This window comes from Rhodococcus sp. NCIMB 12038 (assembly GCF_002165735.1).
Taxonomy (GTDB): domain Bacteria; phylum Actinomycetota; class Actinomycetes; order Mycobacteriales; family Mycobacteriaceae; genus Rhodococcus_F.
In genome coordinates this window covers 243481-261827 of sequence record NZ_NHML01000010.1, presented here as the reverse complement: position 1 = coordinate 261827, position 18347 = coordinate 243481, and the positions used below count along the sequence as shown (strand labels likewise).

Here is an 18347-nt window from a genome sequence, read left to right as displayed (position 1 = left end):
TTCTTCGGTGGCGGGTGCGGTGATTTCGGGGCTGCGGACGCGACGGTCATTCGAGGGCGGAGTAGGTCTGCCGCCGACGCCGACGCAGGAGCGGCGCCCATGCGAGGCCGCTGGCGAACGCCCCGGCGATGACCGCGAGGAAGACGTAAGCCCCGGTGCGCGACCCGATGAGGAGCTCGAAGTTGCCGATGACGAGCACGAGGATCGCCCCGAGCGCGGCCAGCGACAGGACGGGGGCGACGGTGCCCGTCCACGCCGCGGCCGTGCCGGTCCTGCGGAAGTGCACGACGATCGCCGCGGAGGTCAGGGCCAGCAGCACGATCAGCCCGAGGGTTCCGGCGCCGCCGAACCAGGCGTAGATCTCGACGACGGGGTCGAGTCCGGTGATCGCCGTGGCCGCGAGCAGTGTGCCGATCACCCCGGAGGTCAGCAGCGAGGCCACGTGCGGCGACCGGTGCGTGGGGTGCGCCGAGCCGAGCGAGACCGGCAGAGCGCCCTGGCGGCCGAGGGCGAACAGGTAGCGGGCCACCACGTTGTGAGCGGTGAGCACGCAGGCGAAGAAGCTGCTGACGAGCAGAACCTGCATGACATCGTGGGCGGCGTGCGACAGGTAGCGGGTGGCGAGCCCGGGTGCGAGTCCTTCGGGGTCGTCGGCGGCGAGGTCGACGGCACGCGCGACACCGAGATCGTTGATCATGGCCCAGGACGAGAAGGCGTAGATCAGTGCGATCAGGACGACCGCGATGGAGGTGGCCTTCGGGATCGTGCGATCGGGGTCCTTCGCCTCGGATCGGAAGACGGCGGTGGTCTCGAAACCGACGAACCCGAAGACGGCGAACATGACCCCGGTACCTGCGGCGCCGGTGGTGAACGCGTCCCAGGTCAGCGGCTGCGCCGAGAGGCCGTTGTCGCCGCCGCGCAGCACGATGGCGAGGTCGACGAGGGCGACGATCCCGACCTCCGCGATGAGCAACGCGCCGAGCACCCGCGCGCTGACCTCGACGTTGCGGTAGCCCAGGTACCCGATGGCCGCGAGCCCGACGGCCGCGAGGCACCACCACGGCACCGACACGCCGGAGAACGTCACGAGCACGTTGCGCGCGGCAGCCCCGAGGTAGGCCGAGACGGCGACCATGAGGAGCACATAGGTGACCAGGGCGAGCGCCGCGGCGCCCAGCCCGGCACCGGTGCCGAGGCCGCGCTGGACGTAGGAGTAGAAGGCACCCGCGTTGCGCACTTCGGGAGTCATCGCCGAGTACCCGACGGTGAACAGCATGAGCACGATTCCGACGAGCACGAAGTCGACCGGGGTCCCGATGCCGTTCCCCGAACCGAGCATCAACGGGATGAGTCCGGCGAACACCGTCAGGGGCGCGGCCATCGCCACCACCATGAAGACGATCTGCGGGACGCCGAGCGTCCGGTCAAGGCCGGCCGGGACCTCCTGGGCCCGGTCGTCGCTCTGTTGACTCATGTCAACCACTCCATTCTGTGAAAACGGAAACGAATGCTCATGGGGCGGTGACGGACCGACGCCCGGATCGGTCAGCGTGGTCGCTGGGTTCGCCCGCGACGGACCCGCAATTCAGCACCTCCTGGACCGCGCGCTCCGCGGCGCGGACGGCACCGTCGAGGTAGCCCTGGTTGATCGTCGCGGTCTCGGTGCCTGCCCAGTGGATCCGCCCGACCGGCCGACGGTCGGCATCCGTGTACTGGGTCAGCGAGCCCGGGGCGCGGGAGCCGACGCAGCCGCTGATCCATGGCTCGTGTGCCCAGTCCTTCTCCAGGTACCCGGTCGGGTTCGCCGCTTGCGCCCCGAACAGCACGGTCAGGTCGCCGAGGAAGGCGGCGCGTCTCGCCGCGGGGTCGTCGAGGATCGCGTCGGGCCAGTGTTCGCCGCACCCGGCTCCGGCGGTGCCGAGGAAGGTCAGCAGGATCCCGACGCTGCCGTCGGGCGGGGAGTTGTCGACGACGTATTTGGCCACCGGCAGGTCGGTGACCGCCTGGCCGCTGAGACCCTGCTCCCGCCAGAACGGGCGGTCGTAGACGGCGAAGAGCTTGCTCTCCGCGCCGATGCTCCAGCGCCGCTGCAGCATCGAACGGCGGGTGGGCAGGTCGGGCGTGACGCGGATCCGGGCGGCATCCGCCGGCGACATCGCGACGATCACCCGGTCCGCGCGGACGTCGACGCGCACCGACCGGACCGAGACCCCGTCGGCGTCCTGCGCGACCTCGACGACGGGCGAGTCGACCACCACGGCGTCGCCCAGATCCTCGGCCAGGCGCTCCGCGATCCGGACCGTGCCGCCGACCACCCGCGACTCCTGCGCCCCGTCGGTGATGTTGACGGTGTGGTCGATCCCGCCTGCGCCCCGGATCCGCGCCAGCTGCACGAGCAGCGACGTGGAGTGCAGGCTCTCGGCGTTGGTCACCGAGAAGGCGGCAGTGAACATTTCCCTGGCCTCCTCGGTCATCGCGTTCGCGTCGAGCCAGTGTCCGAAGGTCGTGGCGTCCCAGGTGCGGGCGCGGCGCGCGGTCCACGGGGCGTCGAGCGGCACGGTCCTCGCCATCCGTTCCAGCCGCAGCTGCACCTGGGCGAAGTCGATGAGAGCGAGCGGGCTCAGCGGCGGGACGGTGCCGTCGTACCGTTTCGAGCGGCCGCGCCGGTGGTAGATCGATTTGCCGTCGACGTGGGTCTTGAAGGTGTCCAGCCTCAGCTCGTCGAGCATTGCGAGGATCCGGTCCTGGCCTGGTCCGACCCATTGGCCGCCGCCTTCGGTGATCACACCGTCGGCGACGTCGAGGTTCATCGTGCGGCCGCCGACCCGGTCACCGGCCTCGATGACCACGACCGACTGCCCGGCCTGCGCCAGCCGCCGCGCCGCGGTCAACCCGGAGACCCCGGCGCCGATGACGACGACGTCTGTGGTGCGTAACTCGGTCATACTGATGCCCTTTCGAGGTGTGCGACGACGTGGTCGGCGACGCGCAGCGCGAGCGCGTCGGGCAGGTGATGGCCCATGCCGGGAATCACGACGTGCCGCGTACCGGGAATCGCGGCCGCGATGGCGTCGCCCCCGGACGGCGCGACGATGAGGTCGCGGTCGCCGTTGATCACCAGGGTCGGGGCCGTGATGCGGGCGATCTCGGCCGTTCGGTCGCCCGAGGCCTGGATGGCCTGCACCTGCCGGGCGGTCCCCGCCGCACCGTCGCCGGCGGTGCGGTTCCACGTTTCGACGGCGTGACCCGCTTCTTCGACCTCGTCGATCGGGAACCCGGTGCCCGCGAGGTGCGCTGTCATGCGGAGGTGCGCGCGGACGGCCTGCACCCGGTTCCGCGGCGGCGGGGCGGCGATCAGCGCGATGGTCGACGCGGCAGGCTGCCCGACCTTCGGATCGCCCGTGGTGGAGTACAGACAGGTCAGCGACGGGGTGAGTTCGGGGTACCGCGCCGCGACGGTCTGCGCGATCATCCCGCCCATCGAGCGCCCGACGAGGTGCGCCGGTCCCAGTCCGAGGTGCTCGATGAGCTGCGCGGCATCGGCCGCCATGTCGGCCAGCGTGTACGCGTCCGGACGGGGTCGGGCGAGCAGTTGCCGCAGCGTGCTTGGTGGCGGAGTGCTCGCGTAGGTCGAGCGGCCGCAGTCCCGGTTGTCCATCCGGATCACCTGAAAACCGGTCGCGAAGAGCGCGGAGACGAATCGCTCGGACCACGTCGTCAAGTCCTCGGCGAGGCCGGCGAGGAGCAGGACCGGCGGGTCGGCGGGGTCGCCGTCGATTCGGTAGCAGACACGCGTGCCGCCCGCAAGGGTGACGAGGCGGTCCTGGGCGTCGTCACGCATGGAGCGCCTCCCCTGCGGTCGAGCGGGCACTGTCGTCGGTGCTGGAGCCGAACTGCAGCGCGTCATCGAGCAGCGGGCCGCGGAGCAGCTTGGCGTCCTGCGGGTACGACATCGACATCTGCCACATGCCGGTGCCCTGCTTCGGAGTGCTCTCGCGGGCCCGTTGCGCGTAGCCCGCGCTGAGGTCCATGACCGGGCGCGTCTCCATACCGGGATCGGCCTCGACGACGACACGGTCATAGCCGAAGGCATCCATGTGCTTCACCAGGTTGCAGAAGTAGCGGCACAGGATGCCGACCTTCAGCGTCCACGACGAGGTCGTGTAGCCGATGGCGATGGCCAGGTTGGGGATCCCCGAGAGCAGGGTGCCGCGGTAGACGACGGAGTCGGCGACGTTCACCGGCACGCCGTCGACCGCCAGGTCGATGCCGCCGACCAGCCGCACGTTCAGGCCGGTCGCGGTGATGATCACATCGGCGTCGAGGTGATCGCCCGATTCGAGCCGGATCCCCGACTCGGTGAAACGCGAGATCCGGTCGGTGACGATCGAGGCGCCGCCGTCACGCAGTGCGGCGAAGAAGTCGCCGTCGGGCGACAGACACAAGCGCTGATCCCACGGGTCGTAGGGCGGGTTGAAGTGAGTGTCCACGTCATAGCCCTCGGGCAGCAACTTCTTGTTGATGCGCCGGATCAGCGCGCGACCCAGGCGAGGGAACGTGCGCAGCGACTTCACCACGCCACGATCGATCCAGATGTTGTTGAACCGGGTGATCGCGTAGCCGCGTCGTTCGCCGAAGAGCCGGTTGAACAGGAGCGCGAGGGAATCGACCTTCGGCCAGGGCATCACGTAGGTGGGGGTGCGCTGGAGCATGGTCACATGGGCGGCGGCGCGCGCACCGGTCAGCATCGACGGGACCAGCGTCACCGCGGTCGCGCCGCTCCCGATCACCACGACCTTCTTGCCCGCGTAGTCATAGCCCTCGGGCCACTGCTGCGGGTGGATGATGTCGCCGGCGAAGTCCTCGCGACCCTCGAAGTGCGGTGTATAGCCCTCGTCGTAGCGGTAGTACCCGGTGCCCGCGAAAATCCAGTTGGCGGTGATTGTCTTGTCGCCGTCGGCGGTGTGCACGTCGATCGTCCAGCGCGCGTCGGCGCTCGACCATTCCGCGCGCTGCACGCTGTGCCCGAGGCGGATGCGCCCGCCCAGATTGTTCTCCTCGACCGTCTCACACAGGTAGTTCAGGATCTGGGGGCCTTCCGCAATGGCGGCGCGGTCCTTCCAAGGCTTGAACTCGTAGCCGAAGGTGTGTAGGTCGGAGTCGGATCGAATGCCGGGGTACTTGAACAGATCCCAGGTGCCGCCGATATTGTCGCGCCCCTCGAGCACGACGACGCGCTTGCCGGGAAAAGCCTCGACAATGTAGCGCGCGGCGCCGATGCCGGAGACGCCGGCGCCGATGATGACGATGTCGAATTCCTCGGGTCGCTGCTTCGATGCGTTCATCGTCGGGCCTTTCAGTGGGGGTCACGTCGGTGTGTGATTCCACGGTGCCCGCCACGGCGACCCGCGCTCTACGCCGCGGTGCCCCGTCCTTCAGCGTGACGTGGTGCACAGTGCACTGCCCGCGCCCTTCGAGATGCCGATCGCACGGCCACGTGGTGCAGTGTGTTGCAGGTGGCGCTACACGTGGTTGCACGTCGGCGGAGCGGGGGACCTCGTGGGCACGCCACTGTATCGGTCGCAGCTTTTGTGCTCGGACTCATCTGGGCGCAGTTCGTCCGCCTCGATGAGTGCGGTGTGACGCGTCTTCGGCTTCGATCGCGGCTTGCGTCCGATGCTGCCGTGGGGATCGGACGGCCACGACGCTGAACTTTGAAGCGGTTGGGCAGCAGAGAGTTTCGAATCGATGCTCGGGATTTGTTCAGACGAATGGGTGCCGGCAGTGGGATACCCGCGGCGGAGCTGCGGATACGCTCCGCCGCGGTCTTGCGTCGCTACGTGTTCGTGCTGAGCTCTTCGGCGGCAACGCCTTCGAGTGAACGGTTGGTGGTGCGGGGTCCGAATGCCGAGACGACGAGTGCGAACGCGATGTAGCAGGCCGCGGCTGTGATCATGACGCCGCCGAGACCCCATGCGCCGTAGAGTGCCGCACCCAGGACGCCCGAGACGGCGCCGCCGAACCGTCCGACGCCGATGATGATCCCGCTTCCGATGCCGCGCGCTCCCGTGGGAATCGCTTCGGGGATGTAGGCGTAGAACACGGTGAGGACGAGCCCGGTGGTGATGGCTGCGGCGCCGCCCGCTGCCGTGACGATCCAGCTGCTGGTCGATATGCCCAGCAGCATGAACGGAAGTGCGCTGACGAGGGAGGTGACGAGGATCAGGGTTTTGCGTTCCACCTTGTCCATGACCAGGAGTGCCACCAGGGGGGTGACGCAGTAGACCACGTTCCAGATCAACTGGACTTCGTACGCGCGGGTTTCGGAGTAGCCGAGACCGTTGATGAGCGCGTAGAGCGCCCAATTGCCGAACAGGTAGTAGCCCAGGGTGGCACCGAAGTAGCCCAGGGATACGACGGTGATGACGCGGAGCACCCGCCGGTTCCCGAGGATCTGGCGGAGGGACTGCTGCTCGGTGTCGGTGCCGACGACCACCGGCGGGTCACTGAGCGGTCCGCGGCGGCGGGCGCGGGCCTCGAGTGTCTCGACGATCTGTTCGGCCTTGTCGATCTGTCCGCGCGAGATGTACCAGCGGACCGATTCCGGCAGGACCAGTCGCGCCAGGGGAGCGATCAGCAATCCGACACTGCCGATGATGAACAGATGCCGCCACGTGTCGGGTCCGCCGCCCGGGATCGTGACCAGGGCGAGCAACGCGACGAGCGGGGCGACGATCACGAATCCCGTGGTCAGGATCGATACGAACCGGCCACGTGTCTTGCTCGGGAACATTTCGGCGACGTACACCAGCAGGACCGATGTCGCTGCCTGCACACCGACCCCGGTGACGAAGCGCGCGAGGATCATTGCCTCGAAGTTCGGTGCGAACGCGGTCGCGAGTGCCCCGAATGAATAGAGGACCGTGGACCACACGAGGACCTGCCGCCGGCCGAGCCGGTCGGACAGCCACCCGCCGGCCAATGCGCCCGCTACCATCCCGACGAAGAAGGCGCTGCTGACGGTCCCGAGCTGTCCCAGGCTCAGGCCGGTGCTGTCCGCGATTGCCGGCATGGTGTAGGCGAACAGGGCGTTGTCGTAGTACTCGAGTGCCAGATTGACGGCGAGTATCGAAATCCAGACGATGTGTGGCGCCATGACCGGCAGGTGGTCGAGCCGGGCAGGCACGTCCAGAGATTTCCTCGTTGGGACATTTTTGTCCGCAGAATCCAACAGATCCATTGTTCTGCCTTTCGTGCGACGGCATTTCGCCCTTGCGGACGAGGAGAAGGAGGAGAAGGAGGAGGAGGTGACACGTGCCTCGTGGCGCGGGAAGCGTTGTATCCGATCGACTCGGTTCGAGGCCGTCACGTCAGAGTGACACGGATCACCGTATCCCCGGAGGATGTTTTGCACAACGGATGTTCTGTAAAATCTGTGACACAATCGGAGAGTGCTGAAGAAGCAGATCGGACAGGTGAGCGGCAACGGCGACACCGAGTTGCCGTCGCGGCGGGGCCGCCCACCGGGGGACCCAGAGGTGAAGCGTGCAGAGTTGCTGAAGGCGGCGACATCGGTGATCGCGCAGGAGGGCTACGCCAGCGCATCGCTGCGCAAGGTGGCCCAACGCGCGGGGTACACCACCGGGGCGGTGACGTACTACTTCGCGAACAAGGAAGAACTGATCCTCGCGTTGGTCGAGAGCCGGTTCGACCGCTACGACGCGATGATCGACGACATCCAGGCAGACACCGCCATCGAAGGGCTCTTCGAACGCTGGCTGCGGCTGACCACCGGTGACCCGGAGTTCTGGCCGGTGATGTCGGAACTGCTCGCGCACGCACGGCACGACCCGAAGCTCGCTGCGGTCTACAAGCAGCGCTACGCGCGATTCCGCGATGTGTACACCTCGATCCTCGCTGCCGGGCAAGCGCGGGGCACCGTCCGGGACGACATCCCCGCGGACCTGCTCGCCGACCAATTGAGCGCCATGGGCGACGGCTGGGCGCTGCTGTTCCCTCTCGAACCGGAGAGGTTCACTCCGAGCCGGGTCAAGGAGCTCGTCGCCGCCGCCATCGCTTTGATCGCCCCGGTCCCCGGCACGCGGCGCTAGCCGGGTGCCCCGGCTGGTGCGGTGACCGCCCGCACCAGCCGGATACCGCGCTTCCGGTGTCGACGTCTATGGGCTCCGATCAGCGTGGTGCGTTGGCCAGTGCTCGTGCGATCTCGCGGGCTGTCCTGGTGCCGGTCTCGATCGCGCCGTCGATGCCGCCGATACCGATCTCGGCGATGTCACCGCCGGCGAAATGGATGTGGCCGTGGGGATCCCGCATCCGCGGCACCGCCTGGGTGAGGTTCCCCGGTCGGTGGTGAACCCACGCGCCCTGGGAGAACTCGTCGGCCACCCAGTCGTGACAGGCGGTGTCGACCACCTCGATGTCGGGGACGAACAGCCGGAGCGCGTGTTGCACCGCTTCGCGATCTCGGCCGTCGATAGCCGACGCGTCGGAGCAGAAGCACACGACCAGTGTGTCACCTTCGTGCCGGTACTCCACCCGGGCGGTGTTGATCGGATGCTGCCCGGCCGGGGCGAGGGCGGCGAAGGCTTCGATCTCACCCTTGACGCGCGCCCAGATCTTGAGATTCTTCATCGGGTGCTTCTGATCGACCATCATGCGGACCTGCTCGGTGAGCGCTGGGGTGATGGTCACATCGCCCAGCGTGTTGAGCGGGACCGCGGAAATCACGTACCGTGCGCCCAGTGTGTCGCCCGCACGTGTGGTGAGCACGACTCCCCATTCGGTATCTTCGATCGCCGTCACCGGAGTGGACAGGCGCAACTCGGCCGTCGACTCACCGTTGATCGCGTCGAGCAGCCGTTTGGTCCCGCCCACGATCGGCCAGTGGCCGGCCGCTTCCTTGAATGCGTCCCAATGGCCGCAACTGATCGAAGCCCACAACAGGAACTGCGCAATGCCTTGCTCGCTCTCGGAGTGGACCAGCGACGACATCGCGCCCGCGAGCACATCGCGATCATGGGTGGACAGGTTCAACGAGTCGATTCGGTCGGCGAGTGTCTGCTTTTCGATCACACCGGCATCTGCGGCAGTATCGCCCGGTCGCGGAAACCACTCCCGCGAATCCCACAGGCAACGAGCAGTCAGCGGGTCGGCGACGCCCGCGTACTCGGCTGAGGTTCCCGAGTGCACGACTCCATCTGCGAGCCAGTAGATCTTCGCGAGTTCCAAGGGTGTGGCCAGGCCGAGGCCGTAGCGCCTGAGTTCGTGCCAGACGTGCGCCTGAGTCCAGTGCACATAGGTGCCACCGAATTCCACCGACCGGCCGAACGCATCACCGAGAAACGTTCGGCCGCCGATTCTGTCGCGCGCCTCGAGCAACACGACCGAGTGGTCCTCGAGGCTGAGATCCCTGGCCGCGGTCACACCGGCAAAGCCGGCACCGACTACTGCAACGTCGAAAATTTCCTTCACGAGAAACCTCTCAGGGTTCAGGCACCAGATGGTGACGGGATGAGCGGACTCAGCCGCGACGGTCGGTGAACCGATCTGCCAGCCATGCCAGCTTGATTGTGTGCGAGTTAACCAGTCCGGGAGCGAATTTCGGTTTCGCCCGCCACACAGCTCTCAGGTCGTCGTGCATGTCCTTGCCGCAGATGTAATCGGCCACAAGACTTCCGAGATACGGTGCTTGAGCCAAACCGTGGCCGTTGCACGCGCTGTTGTAGACGACCCGCGGAGACGCATATCCGGCTACCGGCAGGATCGACGGAGTCATGCCGATCCATCCGGCCCACGCCTTCGCCGGCTGGACATCGTGCAATGTGGGAAACCGTGTGCGGAACGCCCGTACCAGGTCGGCGACGATCGCTTGATCAGGTTGGCGGTCGTCGATCTTTCCACGCGTCGTCTGCAGCTTTCGGGTGGTGACGACAATCGTGCCGCGGGCTGTGGTTCGATAGCTCTCCATCACCATGTGCCTGGTCACCATCGGGGTACGGCTCGTCCAGCCGGCCGCATCGAGGAGACTGGGCGCCACCTGCTCGGTCTCGATGGCGGTCACCCGCACGGGGGTGGAGAGCCATCGTGGGGTGATCGACAATTCGTTCGCGTGAGCGTTGTTCGTCAGCACCACCTTCTCGGCGTGGACGAGACCATCGGACGTGTCGAGCGTGACCGAGTTGCCCGTGTCTGTGACGTCGAGGACCCGACTCTGCTCGAACGTCGTGACATCCGATGCCAGGACCGCATCGCGGATCCCGAGAGCGAACGTGCCCGGATTCATGATCCCACCGATGCGCGCGTAGATGCCGCCCAGGAAGGCATCCGGAACGCTCATGTCACGACCGTCGACAATCACCGAGTCCATGCCGGCGTCGATGAGTAGCCGGGCGCCGGCTTTCACCGCCTCGAACTGGGACGGTGTCACGGCAGAAGCGAGAATGCCGGTTTGCTCGTAGTCACAGTCGATCGAATGGTGGTCCATCAGGTCTTCGGTGAAGCGAACCGCAGAGTCGGCGAAGCGCACCAAGCCGCGGAAACGATTCCGGTAGTACTTCGCGAGGATGCGTGGGTCGCTTCCCACGGCGCTCGACAGGTAGCCCGCATTGCGTGCGCTCGCGCCCCAGCCGCAAAGGTCGGATTCCAGTAGGGCGACGTCACGACCATGTTCGGCCAGTCGTAGCGCCGTGAGCATCCCGCCCACGCCACCACCGACCACGGCGATGTCACAATGGTGCTCGCCCTGAACGGGCGCCTCGAGACCCGTGGGACGGTCGACCCAGCCCGTGTGCGGGTAGTACTGCATCGGCGATGTGAGAGTCTTCATCGCGTTCCGTGCGTTCTGCCCAATTCGTGCTGCTGCCGGGCCGCGACGGCGACGACGCGGATCTCGACGACGAACTCCGGCCGGGCGAGCTGAGTGACGCCGACTCCGGTCCACGACGGGTACGGTTCGCCGATGTACTGATCCTTCACCTCCCCGAAGCCCGGGCCGTCCCCGTGCAGATCGGTGTGGAAGGTCGTCAACTCGACGATGTCGTCCAGAGATGAACCCGCCTCTTCCAGAACCTGTTTGACACCTTCGAACGCCAGTCGTGCCTGAGCCTGCGGATCTTCGGGAATCTCGCCGGTGGCACGGTCGAGACCTACTTGCCCGGACACCCAGATGAGGTTTCCGGCCCGGGTCGCCTGCGAAAAGTGCAGCCGCTCGTAAGTGGCCACGGTGGTGTCGAGATTGATCGCTTCGCGCTTCATGGTCTTTCGTGTCGTCCTCTGCTCGCGGGTGGTCATCGGAGCTGGCGGAAGATCGGCGAGCGGAACGGGTCGCCGTCGTTGAGCTTGGCCATCTCCTCCTTGAACAGCGCCCCGTTACGGGCGTAGTGCGGGTTCGATTCGGGCAGAACACGGAACGTTGCGTCGTCACCGAAAAATCGGAGGACCAGGGTGTGGCGCGTCGGGGTCTCGTGATCGACGCCCGCGCCGCCGTGCAGCGACGAGGGGTGCAATGCGACGATGTCGCCTGGTTCTACCGTCCACGACATGACATCCCAGGAATTGGGGTCCTGGACGAGGTCGCGGTCGATGTGCGGCAGGCGTGGCAGCGTGCCGTCGCCGAATGCCGGGTCGGTCGGATCGTCCGGGTTCGAGAAGCTCGCGCCGTCGTACCTGACGCCGTGATGGCTCCCACGAATGATCTCCAGGGAGTTCTTCTTCGGGAGATTCTGAAAGCTGATCCAGGCGTTGCCCCAATGCTCGCCCGCCAGGGGCATCACGGAGGTGTCCTGGTGCCAGGGACCGCGACCGCTGGCGCCGCCGTCCTTGAGGAACACCTCTTCGGCGTAGTACCAGACGTGCTCGGAACCCCAGAGTTCGGCATACAGGTCCGCGAACGGCATCTGGGACACCAGCTGGTCGAACTTGTCCTTGGCGTGGGGGTTCGCATTGTCGATGTGCGTCTGCAACTCGGTGCCGTCGAGCCGGTTGAACACGTGTGGACCGGGGTTCGCGACGTTCCACAGAAATGCGTCGTGGAGTTCGCCCATCTGCTCTGGGTTCAGCCAGTTCTTGATCAGGGTCGCTCCGTCTTCGCGGAACTGCTGCTTGGTTGCCTCGTCGATCATGGTTGCTCCAACCCGTGGTTGATGTGGTGACGAGCGTCACGGTAGGGGATCGGCGCGATTAACACAACGGTTGTTGTGAGAATTGCGGGAGATTCTTATAACGACCGTTGTCTGAAAAGGATCGGGATCGTAGACTGACGTACGCCCCTACAGGGCGGAGAAGACGCCCGCGGTTCGGCGGCACGGTGGTGAGGGTCTGGCGTTCCCCGCGGACGGCTCGTGTGGACGGCATTCACGGCGTGGGCGTCGGCTAGTTCGGTGGAGGAGATGCGTCCGCGCTGCCCGACCGCTCACCGGGAACGAACCTGTAGCTGCCCGGGTGCTCCGACCTACCGTCCCAGACAGGCCTTTGCTGCCGAAATGTGTCTGTCGAATGGGAGAGGAGCGCGCCCGTGAGTGCACGCACCGAAGTTGATGCTCGGGCGAATCGGATCGGCGACGTGGACGCGGTCGTCGTCGGCGCGGGATTCGCGGGGCTGTACGCCGTCCACAAACTGCGGAGCCTGGGCCTGACGGTCCAGGGTGTCGAGGCCGCGGGCGGCGTCGGCGGAACGTGGTACTGGAACCGCTATCCCGGCGCCCGGTGCGACGTGGAAAGCGTCGACTACTCGTACTCGTTCTCGCGGGAACTCGAGCAGGAGTGGGACTGGAGCGAGAAGTACGCCACCCAGCCGGAGATTCTGGCGTACATCGATCACGTCGCGGACCGGTTCGACCTCCGCGACCGTTTCCTGTTCGGCACCCGCGTGATCTCCGCGGAACTGGACGAGGACACGCTGCGGTGGGAGGTGCGCACCGACCGCGGCGACGTCCTGTCCGCGCGGTACTGCGTCTTCGCGACCGGGGCGTTGTCCACCGCGAACATGCCGAACATCCCGGGGCGCGAATCCTTCACGGGCGATACGCATCACACCGGGCACTGGCCGCACGAGGGTGTCGACTTCACGGGCCGGCGGGTCGGGATCATCGGCACCGGATCCTCGGGCATCCAGTCGATTCCCGTCATCGCCGAGCAGGCGGATCACCTGTACGTGTTCCAGCGCAGCGCCAACTACAGCGTCCCGGCGGGCAACGAGACGTGGGACGACGAGATGCGGCGCGCGATCAAGGCCGGGTACGACGAGCGCAGGCGGCTGTCCCGGGAGAGCGGCGGCGGGTCGCCGTACAACGCGTACCCCAAGTCGGCGCTGGAGGTGTCCGAGGAGGAACGCCGCGACGCCTACGAGACGCGCTGGAAGCTCGGCGGGGTGCTGTTCGCGAAAACCTTTCCGGACCAGACGAAGACCGAGGCCGCCAACGCGACCGCGCGGGCGTTCGCGGAGGAGAAGATCCGCCGCCTCGTCGACGACCCCGCGGTCGCGGACAAGCTGATCCCGAACGATCACCCCATCGGGACCAAGCGGATCGTCACCGACACCCACTATTTCGAAACGTACAACCGGCCGAACGTCACCCTGGTGGATCTGAAGGCGGCGCCGATCGAGTCGATCACCCCGTCGGGGATCACCACCGCCGACGCCGATTACGGACTCGACACGCTGGTGTTCGCCACCGGGTTCGACGCCATGACCGGAGCCCTCGACCGCATGCGGATCGTGGGCCGGAACGGCGTGTCCCTCGCCGAGTACTGGAGTGAGGGACCGAAAACCTATCTGGGTCTGGGTGTTCCGGGGTTCCCGAACCTGTTCGTCGTGACGGGGCCGGGCAGCCCGTCGGTGCTGGCGAACATGGTGCTCGGCGCCGAGCAGCACGTCGACTGGATCGCGGACTGCATCGCGCACCTGTGGGAGAAGGACTACGACGCGGTCGAGGCGTCGGTCCCGGCCACCGAGCAGTGGGTGGAGCACTGCCGCGAGCTTGCCGCGCAGACCCTGTTCCCGCTGGCGAACTCCTGGTACATGGGCGCCAACATTCCGGGCAAACCCCGCGTGTTCATGCCGTACATCGGGGGCTTCGGCGTGTACGGGCGGATCTGCGCCGACGTCGCGGAGGAGGGATTCCGCGGGTTCGAGTTCAGCCGGTCCCGCACGAGGCTCGCCGACCCGGTGGGGTAGTCGCCCAGACATTGGTCAGCCGCGCAGGCAATTGCCTGCGCGGCTGACCAATTTGTAGGAAACAGGTCATTCGTGGGACAAGGGCAGCGCGTACGTGGCCCAGGCCCGGGCGAGCACGTCCCCGTCGAGCGTGCACGTGACGGTGACGTCGGTCATGCGCACACCGTCCTGGACGTACGTCTGCTGCAGCGAAGACGTGAAGTCCGCCTCGGCCGGCACGGCCCGCCGGATGCGGGTGCGGAACCTGCGGAGGTCGCCGGGGAACTGCTCGGCGCAGTGGCGTTCGAGCAGGTCGGCCGACCGGTCGTCCGGTGTCGCGGCACCGGTGAAGCTGTTCGTCCAGAACTCGAAGACCAACTGCTCGTCGCGGTTGCGGAAGCGGATCAGCAGGTCGTGATCGTCCGCCCTGCAAACCTGCGCGAACAGGGCGTCGTCCGCGGTCGGGTGCGGTCGGAGCAGCAGGAAGTCCTGCTCGACGGCGGCACCTGGTTCGGGGGCGACGACCATCCCGTCCGGGACGGCGTCGGCACAGAGCCGGCGGATCTCCGCTGTGTGCGCCTGAGGCTGCGAAGAGATGAGTGCGGCCATCGTTCCTCCCAAATCACGGGGTCTGTAATCCGCACGGTAGTCGCCGCGGCCGGGAAACGGGGGCCGTGGTCCCTGTGATCGGGACGCAGAAAAACCGCCGTGGCCACTCGATACGAAAGCCTCTCGCTCAGTGGGAGAGTCGGGTACCGGAACGGACCGTGTGCGCCGACTATGAGCTACACCACACCCCGAGGGTGTTCTTGACGTACAGCGAGGCGGAGGTAGACATGGCGCGCAACAGTGCCGTTGACGGCGACGAAGTCCGGATGATCGAAGTGGGGTCGGCACCAACGCGTTTCGCGCGAGGGTGGCACTGCCTGGGTCTGGCGAAGACCTTCAGGGACGGCACCCCGCACCAGATCGACGCGTTCGGCACGTCGTTGGTGGTGTTCGAGACGTCCGACGGCACCCTCAGCGTGCTCGACGCCTACTGCCGCCACATGGGCGGCAATCTGGCGCACGGCACCGTGAAGGGCGACTCCATCGCCTGTCCGTTCCACGACTGGCGCTGGGGCGGCAACGGGAAGTGCACCGGAATCCCGTATGCGCGCCGCGTCCCGCCGCTGGCACGGACCCGGGCGTGGACGACCATCGAGCGCAACGGGCAGCTCTACGTCTGGAACGACCCGCAGGGCAACCCGCCGCCCGCCGACGTGACGATTCCCGAGATCGAGGGATTCGGCTCGTCGGAATGGACCGACTGGACTTGGAATTCACTGCTCGTCGAGGGTTCGCACTGCCGCGAGATCGTCGACAACGTGGTCGACATGGCGCACTTCTACTACGTCCACTTCTCGTTCCCGCGCTACTTCAAGAACGTCTTCGAAGGGCATGTGGCCACCCAGTACATGCAGTCGACGCCCCGCCACGACATCTCGGTGGGCACCAGCTACGACGACCCCAATTCCACGCTGCGCTCGGACGCGTCGTACTTCGGCCCGTCCTACATGATCGACAAGCTGTGGAGCGAGGCGAACGGCATGATGATCGAGACGGTGCTGATCAACTGCCACTACCCAGTCAGCGCCGATTCGTTCGTCCTGCAGTGGGGCGCCATGGTGAAGAAGCCCGAGGGGCTGTCGGACGAGATGGCGAACGGCATGGCGGCCCAGTTCGCGGAGGGCGTGGAGCTCGGGTTCAAGCAGGACGTCGACATCTGGCTGAACAAGTCGCGCATCGACAACCCGCTGCTGTCGGAGGAGGACGGGCCGGTGTATCAGCTGCGCCGCTGGTACCAGCAGTTCTACGTGGACGTCGAGGACATCACCGAGGACATGACCAAGCGCTTCGAATTCGAGATCGACACCACCAGGGCGGTGCAGAGCTGGGAGGCGGAGGTTGCCGACAACCTCGCCAACGGCGTCGTCCCGCTCGACACCAACGCCTGAGCCGGCTCAGAGAAGAAGGACACGACAGATGACCCACGAGGTTCTCGACAACATCATGGCGATCGCGGACCAGCTCCGCGATCAGGCGCCCGAGGCCGAGCGGATCGGCCGGCTGCCCGACGAGACGGCGAAGAAGCTCCGCGAGGCCGGCCCGATCAAGCTCCTCCAGCCGGGCACGTACGGCGGATTCGAGGCGCATCCGCGGGAGTTCGCGGAGACGGTGATGGCCGCGGCGTCGCTCGACCCGGCCACGGGATGGGTGTGCGGCATCGTTGGGGTGCACCCCTGGCAGCTGGCGTTCGCCGATCCGAAGGTGCAGGAGGAGGTGTGGGCGGCCGATTCCGACACCTGGATGGCCTCGCCGTACGCACCGACCGGGATCGCGACCCCCGTCGACGGCGGCTACCTGTTCAGCGGACGCTGGCAGTTCTCCTCGGGCACCGATCACTGCGACTGGATCTTCCTCGGCGCGATGCTCGGCGACAAGGACGGCGCCATGGCGCTGCCGCCGAAGATGCTGCACATGATCCTGCCGCGCAGTGACTACGAGATCGTCGAGGACTCGTGGAACGTCGTCGGGCTCAAGGGCACCGGGTCCAAGGACATCATCGTCCGGGACGCCTTCGTCCCCGACTACCGGGTGATGGACGCCGACGAGGTCATGAACGGCACGGCGGTGCAGAAGTTCGGGCGCACCGAGACCCTGTACAACATGCCGTGGTCGACGATGTTCCCGCTCGGAATCTCCTCCGCCGTGGTGGGAATCGCGGAGGGCGCCCTGGCTGCCCACCTCGACTACCAGCGCGACCGTGTCGGTGCGCAGGGCACCGCGATCAAGGACGACCCCTACGTGCTGTTCGCGGTGGGTGAGGCGGCGGCCGACATCAACGCCGCCCGGCAGGAACTGCTCGCCAACGTCGACAGGATCTGGGACCTCGTCGAATCGGGCAAGGAGGTCACGTTCGAGGACCGCGCGGCGGGACGCCGCACCCAGGTGCGGGCGGCGTGGCGGGCGGTCACCGCTGTCGACCAGATCTTCGCCCGCTCGGGCGGCAACGCGCTGCGCATGGACAAGCCCCTGCAGCGGTACTGGCGGGACGCGCACGCCGGCCTGGCGCACGCGATCCACGTGCCGAGCACCGTGTACCACGCATCGGCGCTCAGTTCGCTCGGCCTCGACCCGGCCGGCAACCTCAAGTCGATGATCTGACCGCCGACCGATCTCGAAAACAGCAGAAGGACAACACATGACAGACATCAAGGGCCTGGGCTACGTCAAGATCCAGACCAACGACCTGGAGCGCTGGCGCACGTTCGCATTCGACGTCCTCGGATTCGCCGAGGGGTCGGGACCGGACGAGGACGCCCTCTACCTCCGCATGGACGAGCGGGCGGCGCGCATCGTGATCGTGCCGGGGGAGACCGACGAGGTCGTGACCATCGGGTGGGAGGTCCGTGATCATGCGGGCCTGGTCCGCGTCCAGGAGGCGGTCGAGGGCGCAGGCATCGCCGTCAAGCCGCTGTCGGTGGAGGAGGCCGACGCGCGGCGCGTCGAGGAGGTCGTCACGTTCCAGGACCCGACGGGCGCGACGATCGAGATCTTCCACGGCGCCGTCCTCGACCACAGCCCGGTGGTCACCCCGTTCGGGGCGAAGTTCGTGACCGGGGCGCAGGGCCTCGGCCACGTCGTGCTGCCGGTGATGGACTTCGGCGGAGCGTTCGACTTCTACACCGAGGTGCTCGGCTTCCTTCCCCGCGGCGCGTTCCGCATCCCGGCGCCACCGGAGTTCGGGCCGATGCGGGTGCGCTTCCTCGGCGTCAACGAGCGGCACCACAGCCTGGCGCTGTGCCCCGCACCGCACGGTGGTGCGCCGGGTCTGGTGCACATCATGGTGGAGGTCGACACGCTCGACGCCGTCGGGCAGGCGCTCGACCGCGTCGTCAAGGACGGGTTCTCCGTCTCCTCGACGCTCGGCCGGCACACCAACGACAAGATGGTGTCGTTCTACGTGCGCGCGCCCGGTGGCTGGGACGTCGAGTTCGGCACCGAGGGCATGAAGGTCGACGAGAAGTACTACTCCGCGGAAGAGATCACCGCCGACAGCTACTGGGGCCACGACTGGTCGGGGAGTGAGCCGCTGGCGGCGATGTAAGGGGTGTCCGGGCCCGGTGTGCGTATC

The 18347-nt window shown here is 67.0% G+C and carries 15 protein-coding genes; 5 read left to right on the top strand and 10 right to left on the bottom strand.

Going from position 1 to position 18347, the window contains the following annotated elements; all coding sequences use genetic code 11:
• Window positions 1-46 precede the first annotated feature (46 nt).
• The 5 genes from CA951_RS17585 to CA951_RS17565 all read right to left on the bottom strand — a co-directional run bounded on the left by CA951_RS17585 (window position 47) and on the right by CA951_RS17565 (window position 7186).
• Window positions 47-1474, bottom strand: coding sequence for an APC family permease (locus CA951_RS17585; RefSeq protein ID WP_087558056.1), 1428 nt, complete (start codon window positions 1472-1474; stop codon window positions 47-49).
• A 37-nt stretch (window positions 1475-1511) separates the two neighbouring features.
• Complete coding sequence (locus CA951_RS17580; RefSeq protein ID WP_087558055.1) at window positions 1512-2945, bottom strand: FAD-dependent oxidoreductase; 1434 nt, start codon at window positions 2943-2945, stop codon at window positions 1512-1514.
• Window positions 2942-3841 carry an alpha/beta fold hydrolase gene (locus CA951_RS17575; protein ID WP_087558054.1) on the bottom strand — a complete coding sequence of 300 codons (900 nt, stop codon included), beginning with the start codon at window positions 3839-3841 and terminating at the stop codon, window positions 2942-2944. The genes CA951_RS17580 and CA951_RS17575 overlap by 4 nt, the downstream gene beginning before the upstream one ends.
• Window positions 3834-5345 (bottom strand): NAD(P)/FAD-dependent oxidoreductase, encoded by a 1512-nt coding sequence (locus CA951_RS17570; protein WP_087558053.1) that lies wholly within the window; start codon window positions 5343-5345, stop codon window positions 3834-3836. Before CA951_RS17570 ends, CA951_RS17575 begins: the two co-directional genes overlap by 8 nt.
• A 491-nt stretch (window positions 5346-5836) precedes the next feature.
• Window positions 5837-7186 (bottom strand): MFS transporter, encoded by a 1350-nt coding sequence (locus CA951_RS17565; RefSeq protein ID WP_256973888.1) that lies wholly within the window; start codon window positions 7184-7186, stop codon window positions 5837-5839.
• Window positions 7187-7451: 265 nt separating this feature from the next.
• Between CA951_RS17565 and CA951_RS17560 the strand changes: the two genes are divergently transcribed.
• Entirely contained in the window at window positions 7452-8111 is a 660-nt protein-coding gene (locus CA951_RS17560) for a TetR/AcrR family transcriptional regulator (protein WP_087558051.1), read from the top strand.
• A gap of 79 nt (window positions 8112-8190) precedes the next feature.
• On the opposite strand, the gene CA951_RS17555 is transcribed toward CA951_RS17560, so the two are convergent.
• From CA951_RS17555 to CA951_RS17540, 4 genes are read right to left on the bottom strand one after another with little or no spacing between them, the layout of a single operon-like run.
• Complete coding sequence (locus tag CA951_RS17555; RefSeq protein WP_087558050.1) at window positions 8191-9489, bottom strand: NAD(P)/FAD-dependent oxidoreductase; 1299 nt, start codon at window positions 9487-9489, stop codon at window positions 8191-8193.
• 49 nt (window positions 9490-9538) lie between these two features.
• Entirely contained in the window at window positions 9539-10843 is a 1305-nt protein-coding gene (locus CA951_RS17550) for an FAD-binding oxidoreductase (protein WP_256973887.1), read from the bottom strand.
• Window positions 10840-11271, bottom strand: a complete 432-nt coding sequence (locus tag CA951_RS17545) for a RidA family protein (protein ID WP_087558049.1) — start codon at window positions 11269-11271, stop codon at window positions 10840-10842. Before CA951_RS17545 ends, CA951_RS17550 begins: the two co-directional genes overlap by 4 nt.
• A 32-nt stretch (window positions 11272-11303) precedes the next feature.
• Window positions 11304-12137, bottom strand: coding sequence for a phytanoyl-CoA dioxygenase family protein (locus CA951_RS17540; RefSeq protein ID WP_087558048.1), 834 nt, complete (start codon window positions 12135-12137; stop codon window positions 11304-11306).
• A 431-nt stretch (window positions 12138-12568) separates the two neighbouring features.
• Between CA951_RS17540 and CA951_RS17535 the strand changes: the two genes are divergently transcribed.
• Window positions 12569-14191 (top strand): NAD(P)/FAD-dependent oxidoreductase, encoded by a 1623-nt coding sequence (locus tag CA951_RS17535; protein ID WP_179220226.1) that lies wholly within the window; start codon window positions 12569-12571, stop codon window positions 14189-14191.
• A gap of 66 nt (window positions 14192-14257) precedes the next feature.
• Here CA951_RS17535 and CA951_RS17530 read toward each other — a convergent pair whose 3' ends face one another.
• On the bottom strand, window positions 14258-14779 hold the full coding sequence (locus tag CA951_RS17530; protein WP_087558046.1) for a hypothetical protein: 522 nt from the start codon (window positions 14777-14779) through the stop codon (window positions 14258-14260).
• Between the two features lie 227 nt (window positions 14780-15006).
• Between CA951_RS17530 and CA951_RS17525 the strand changes: the two genes are divergently transcribed.
• The 3 genes from CA951_RS17525 to bphC are packed head-to-tail and all read left to right on the top strand — an operon-like array spanning window position 15007 to window position 18320.
• Window positions 15007-16167, top strand: a complete 1161-nt coding sequence (locus CA951_RS17525; protein ID WP_087558045.1) for a Rieske 2Fe-2S domain-containing protein — start codon at window positions 15007-15009, stop codon at window positions 16165-16167.
• Between the two features lie 28 nt (window positions 16168-16195).
• Window positions 16196-17377 carry an acyl-CoA dehydrogenase family protein gene (locus tag CA951_RS17520; protein ID WP_087558044.1) on the top strand — a complete coding sequence of 394 codons (1182 nt, stop codon included), beginning with the start codon at window positions 16196-16198 and terminating at the stop codon, window positions 17375-17377.
• Between the two features lie 37 nt (window positions 17378-17414).
• Window positions 17415-18320 (top strand): biphenyl-2,3-diol 1,2-dioxygenase, encoded by a 906-nt coding sequence (bphC, locus tag CA951_RS17515; protein WP_087558043.1) that lies wholly within the window; start codon window positions 17415-17417, stop codon window positions 18318-18320.
• The last annotated feature ends 27 nt before the right edge of the window (window positions 18321-18347 follow it).

Coding starts and splice junctions, on each gene's coding strand:
- CA951_RS17580 (WP_087558055.1), bottom strand. CDS start 2,945: ATGACCGAGTTACGCACCACAGACGTCGTCGTCATCGGCGCCGGGGTC.
- CA951_RS17530 (WP_087558046.1), bottom strand. CDS start 14,779: ATGGCCGCACTCATCTCTTCGCAGCCTCAGGCGCACACAGCGGAGATC.
- CA951_RS17540 (WP_087558048.1), bottom strand. CDS start 12,137: ATGATCGACGAGGCAACCAAGCAGCAGTTCCGCGAAGACGGAGCGACC.
- CA951_RS17545 (WP_087558049.1), bottom strand. CDS start 11,271: ATGAAGCGCGAAGCGATCAATCTCGACACCACCGTGGCCACTTACGAG.
- bphC (WP_087558043.1), top strand. CDS start 17,415: ATGACAGACATCAAGGGCCTGGGCTACGTCAAGATCCAGACCAACGAC.
- CA951_RS17550 (WP_256973887.1), bottom strand. CDS start 10,843: ATGAAGACTCTCACATCGCCGATGCAGTACTACCCGCACACGGGCTGG.
- CA951_RS17520 (WP_087558044.1), top strand. CDS start 16,196: ATGACCCACGAGGTTCTCGACAACATCATGGCGATCGCGGACCAGCTC.
- CA951_RS17525 (WP_087558045.1), top strand. CDS start 15,007: ATGGCGCGCAACAGTGCCGTTGACGGCGACGAAGTCCGGATGATCGAA.
- CA951_RS17575 (WP_087558054.1), bottom strand. CDS start 3,841: ATGCGTGACGACGCCCAGGACCGCCTCGTCACCCTTGCGGGCGGCACG.
- CA951_RS17585 (WP_087558056.1), bottom strand. CDS start 1,474: ATGAGTCAACAGAGCGACGACCGGGCCCAGGAGGTCCCGGCCGGCCTT.
- CA951_RS17570 (WP_087558053.1), bottom strand. CDS start 5,345: ATGAACGCATCGAAGCAGCGACCCGAGGAATTCGACATCGTCATCATC.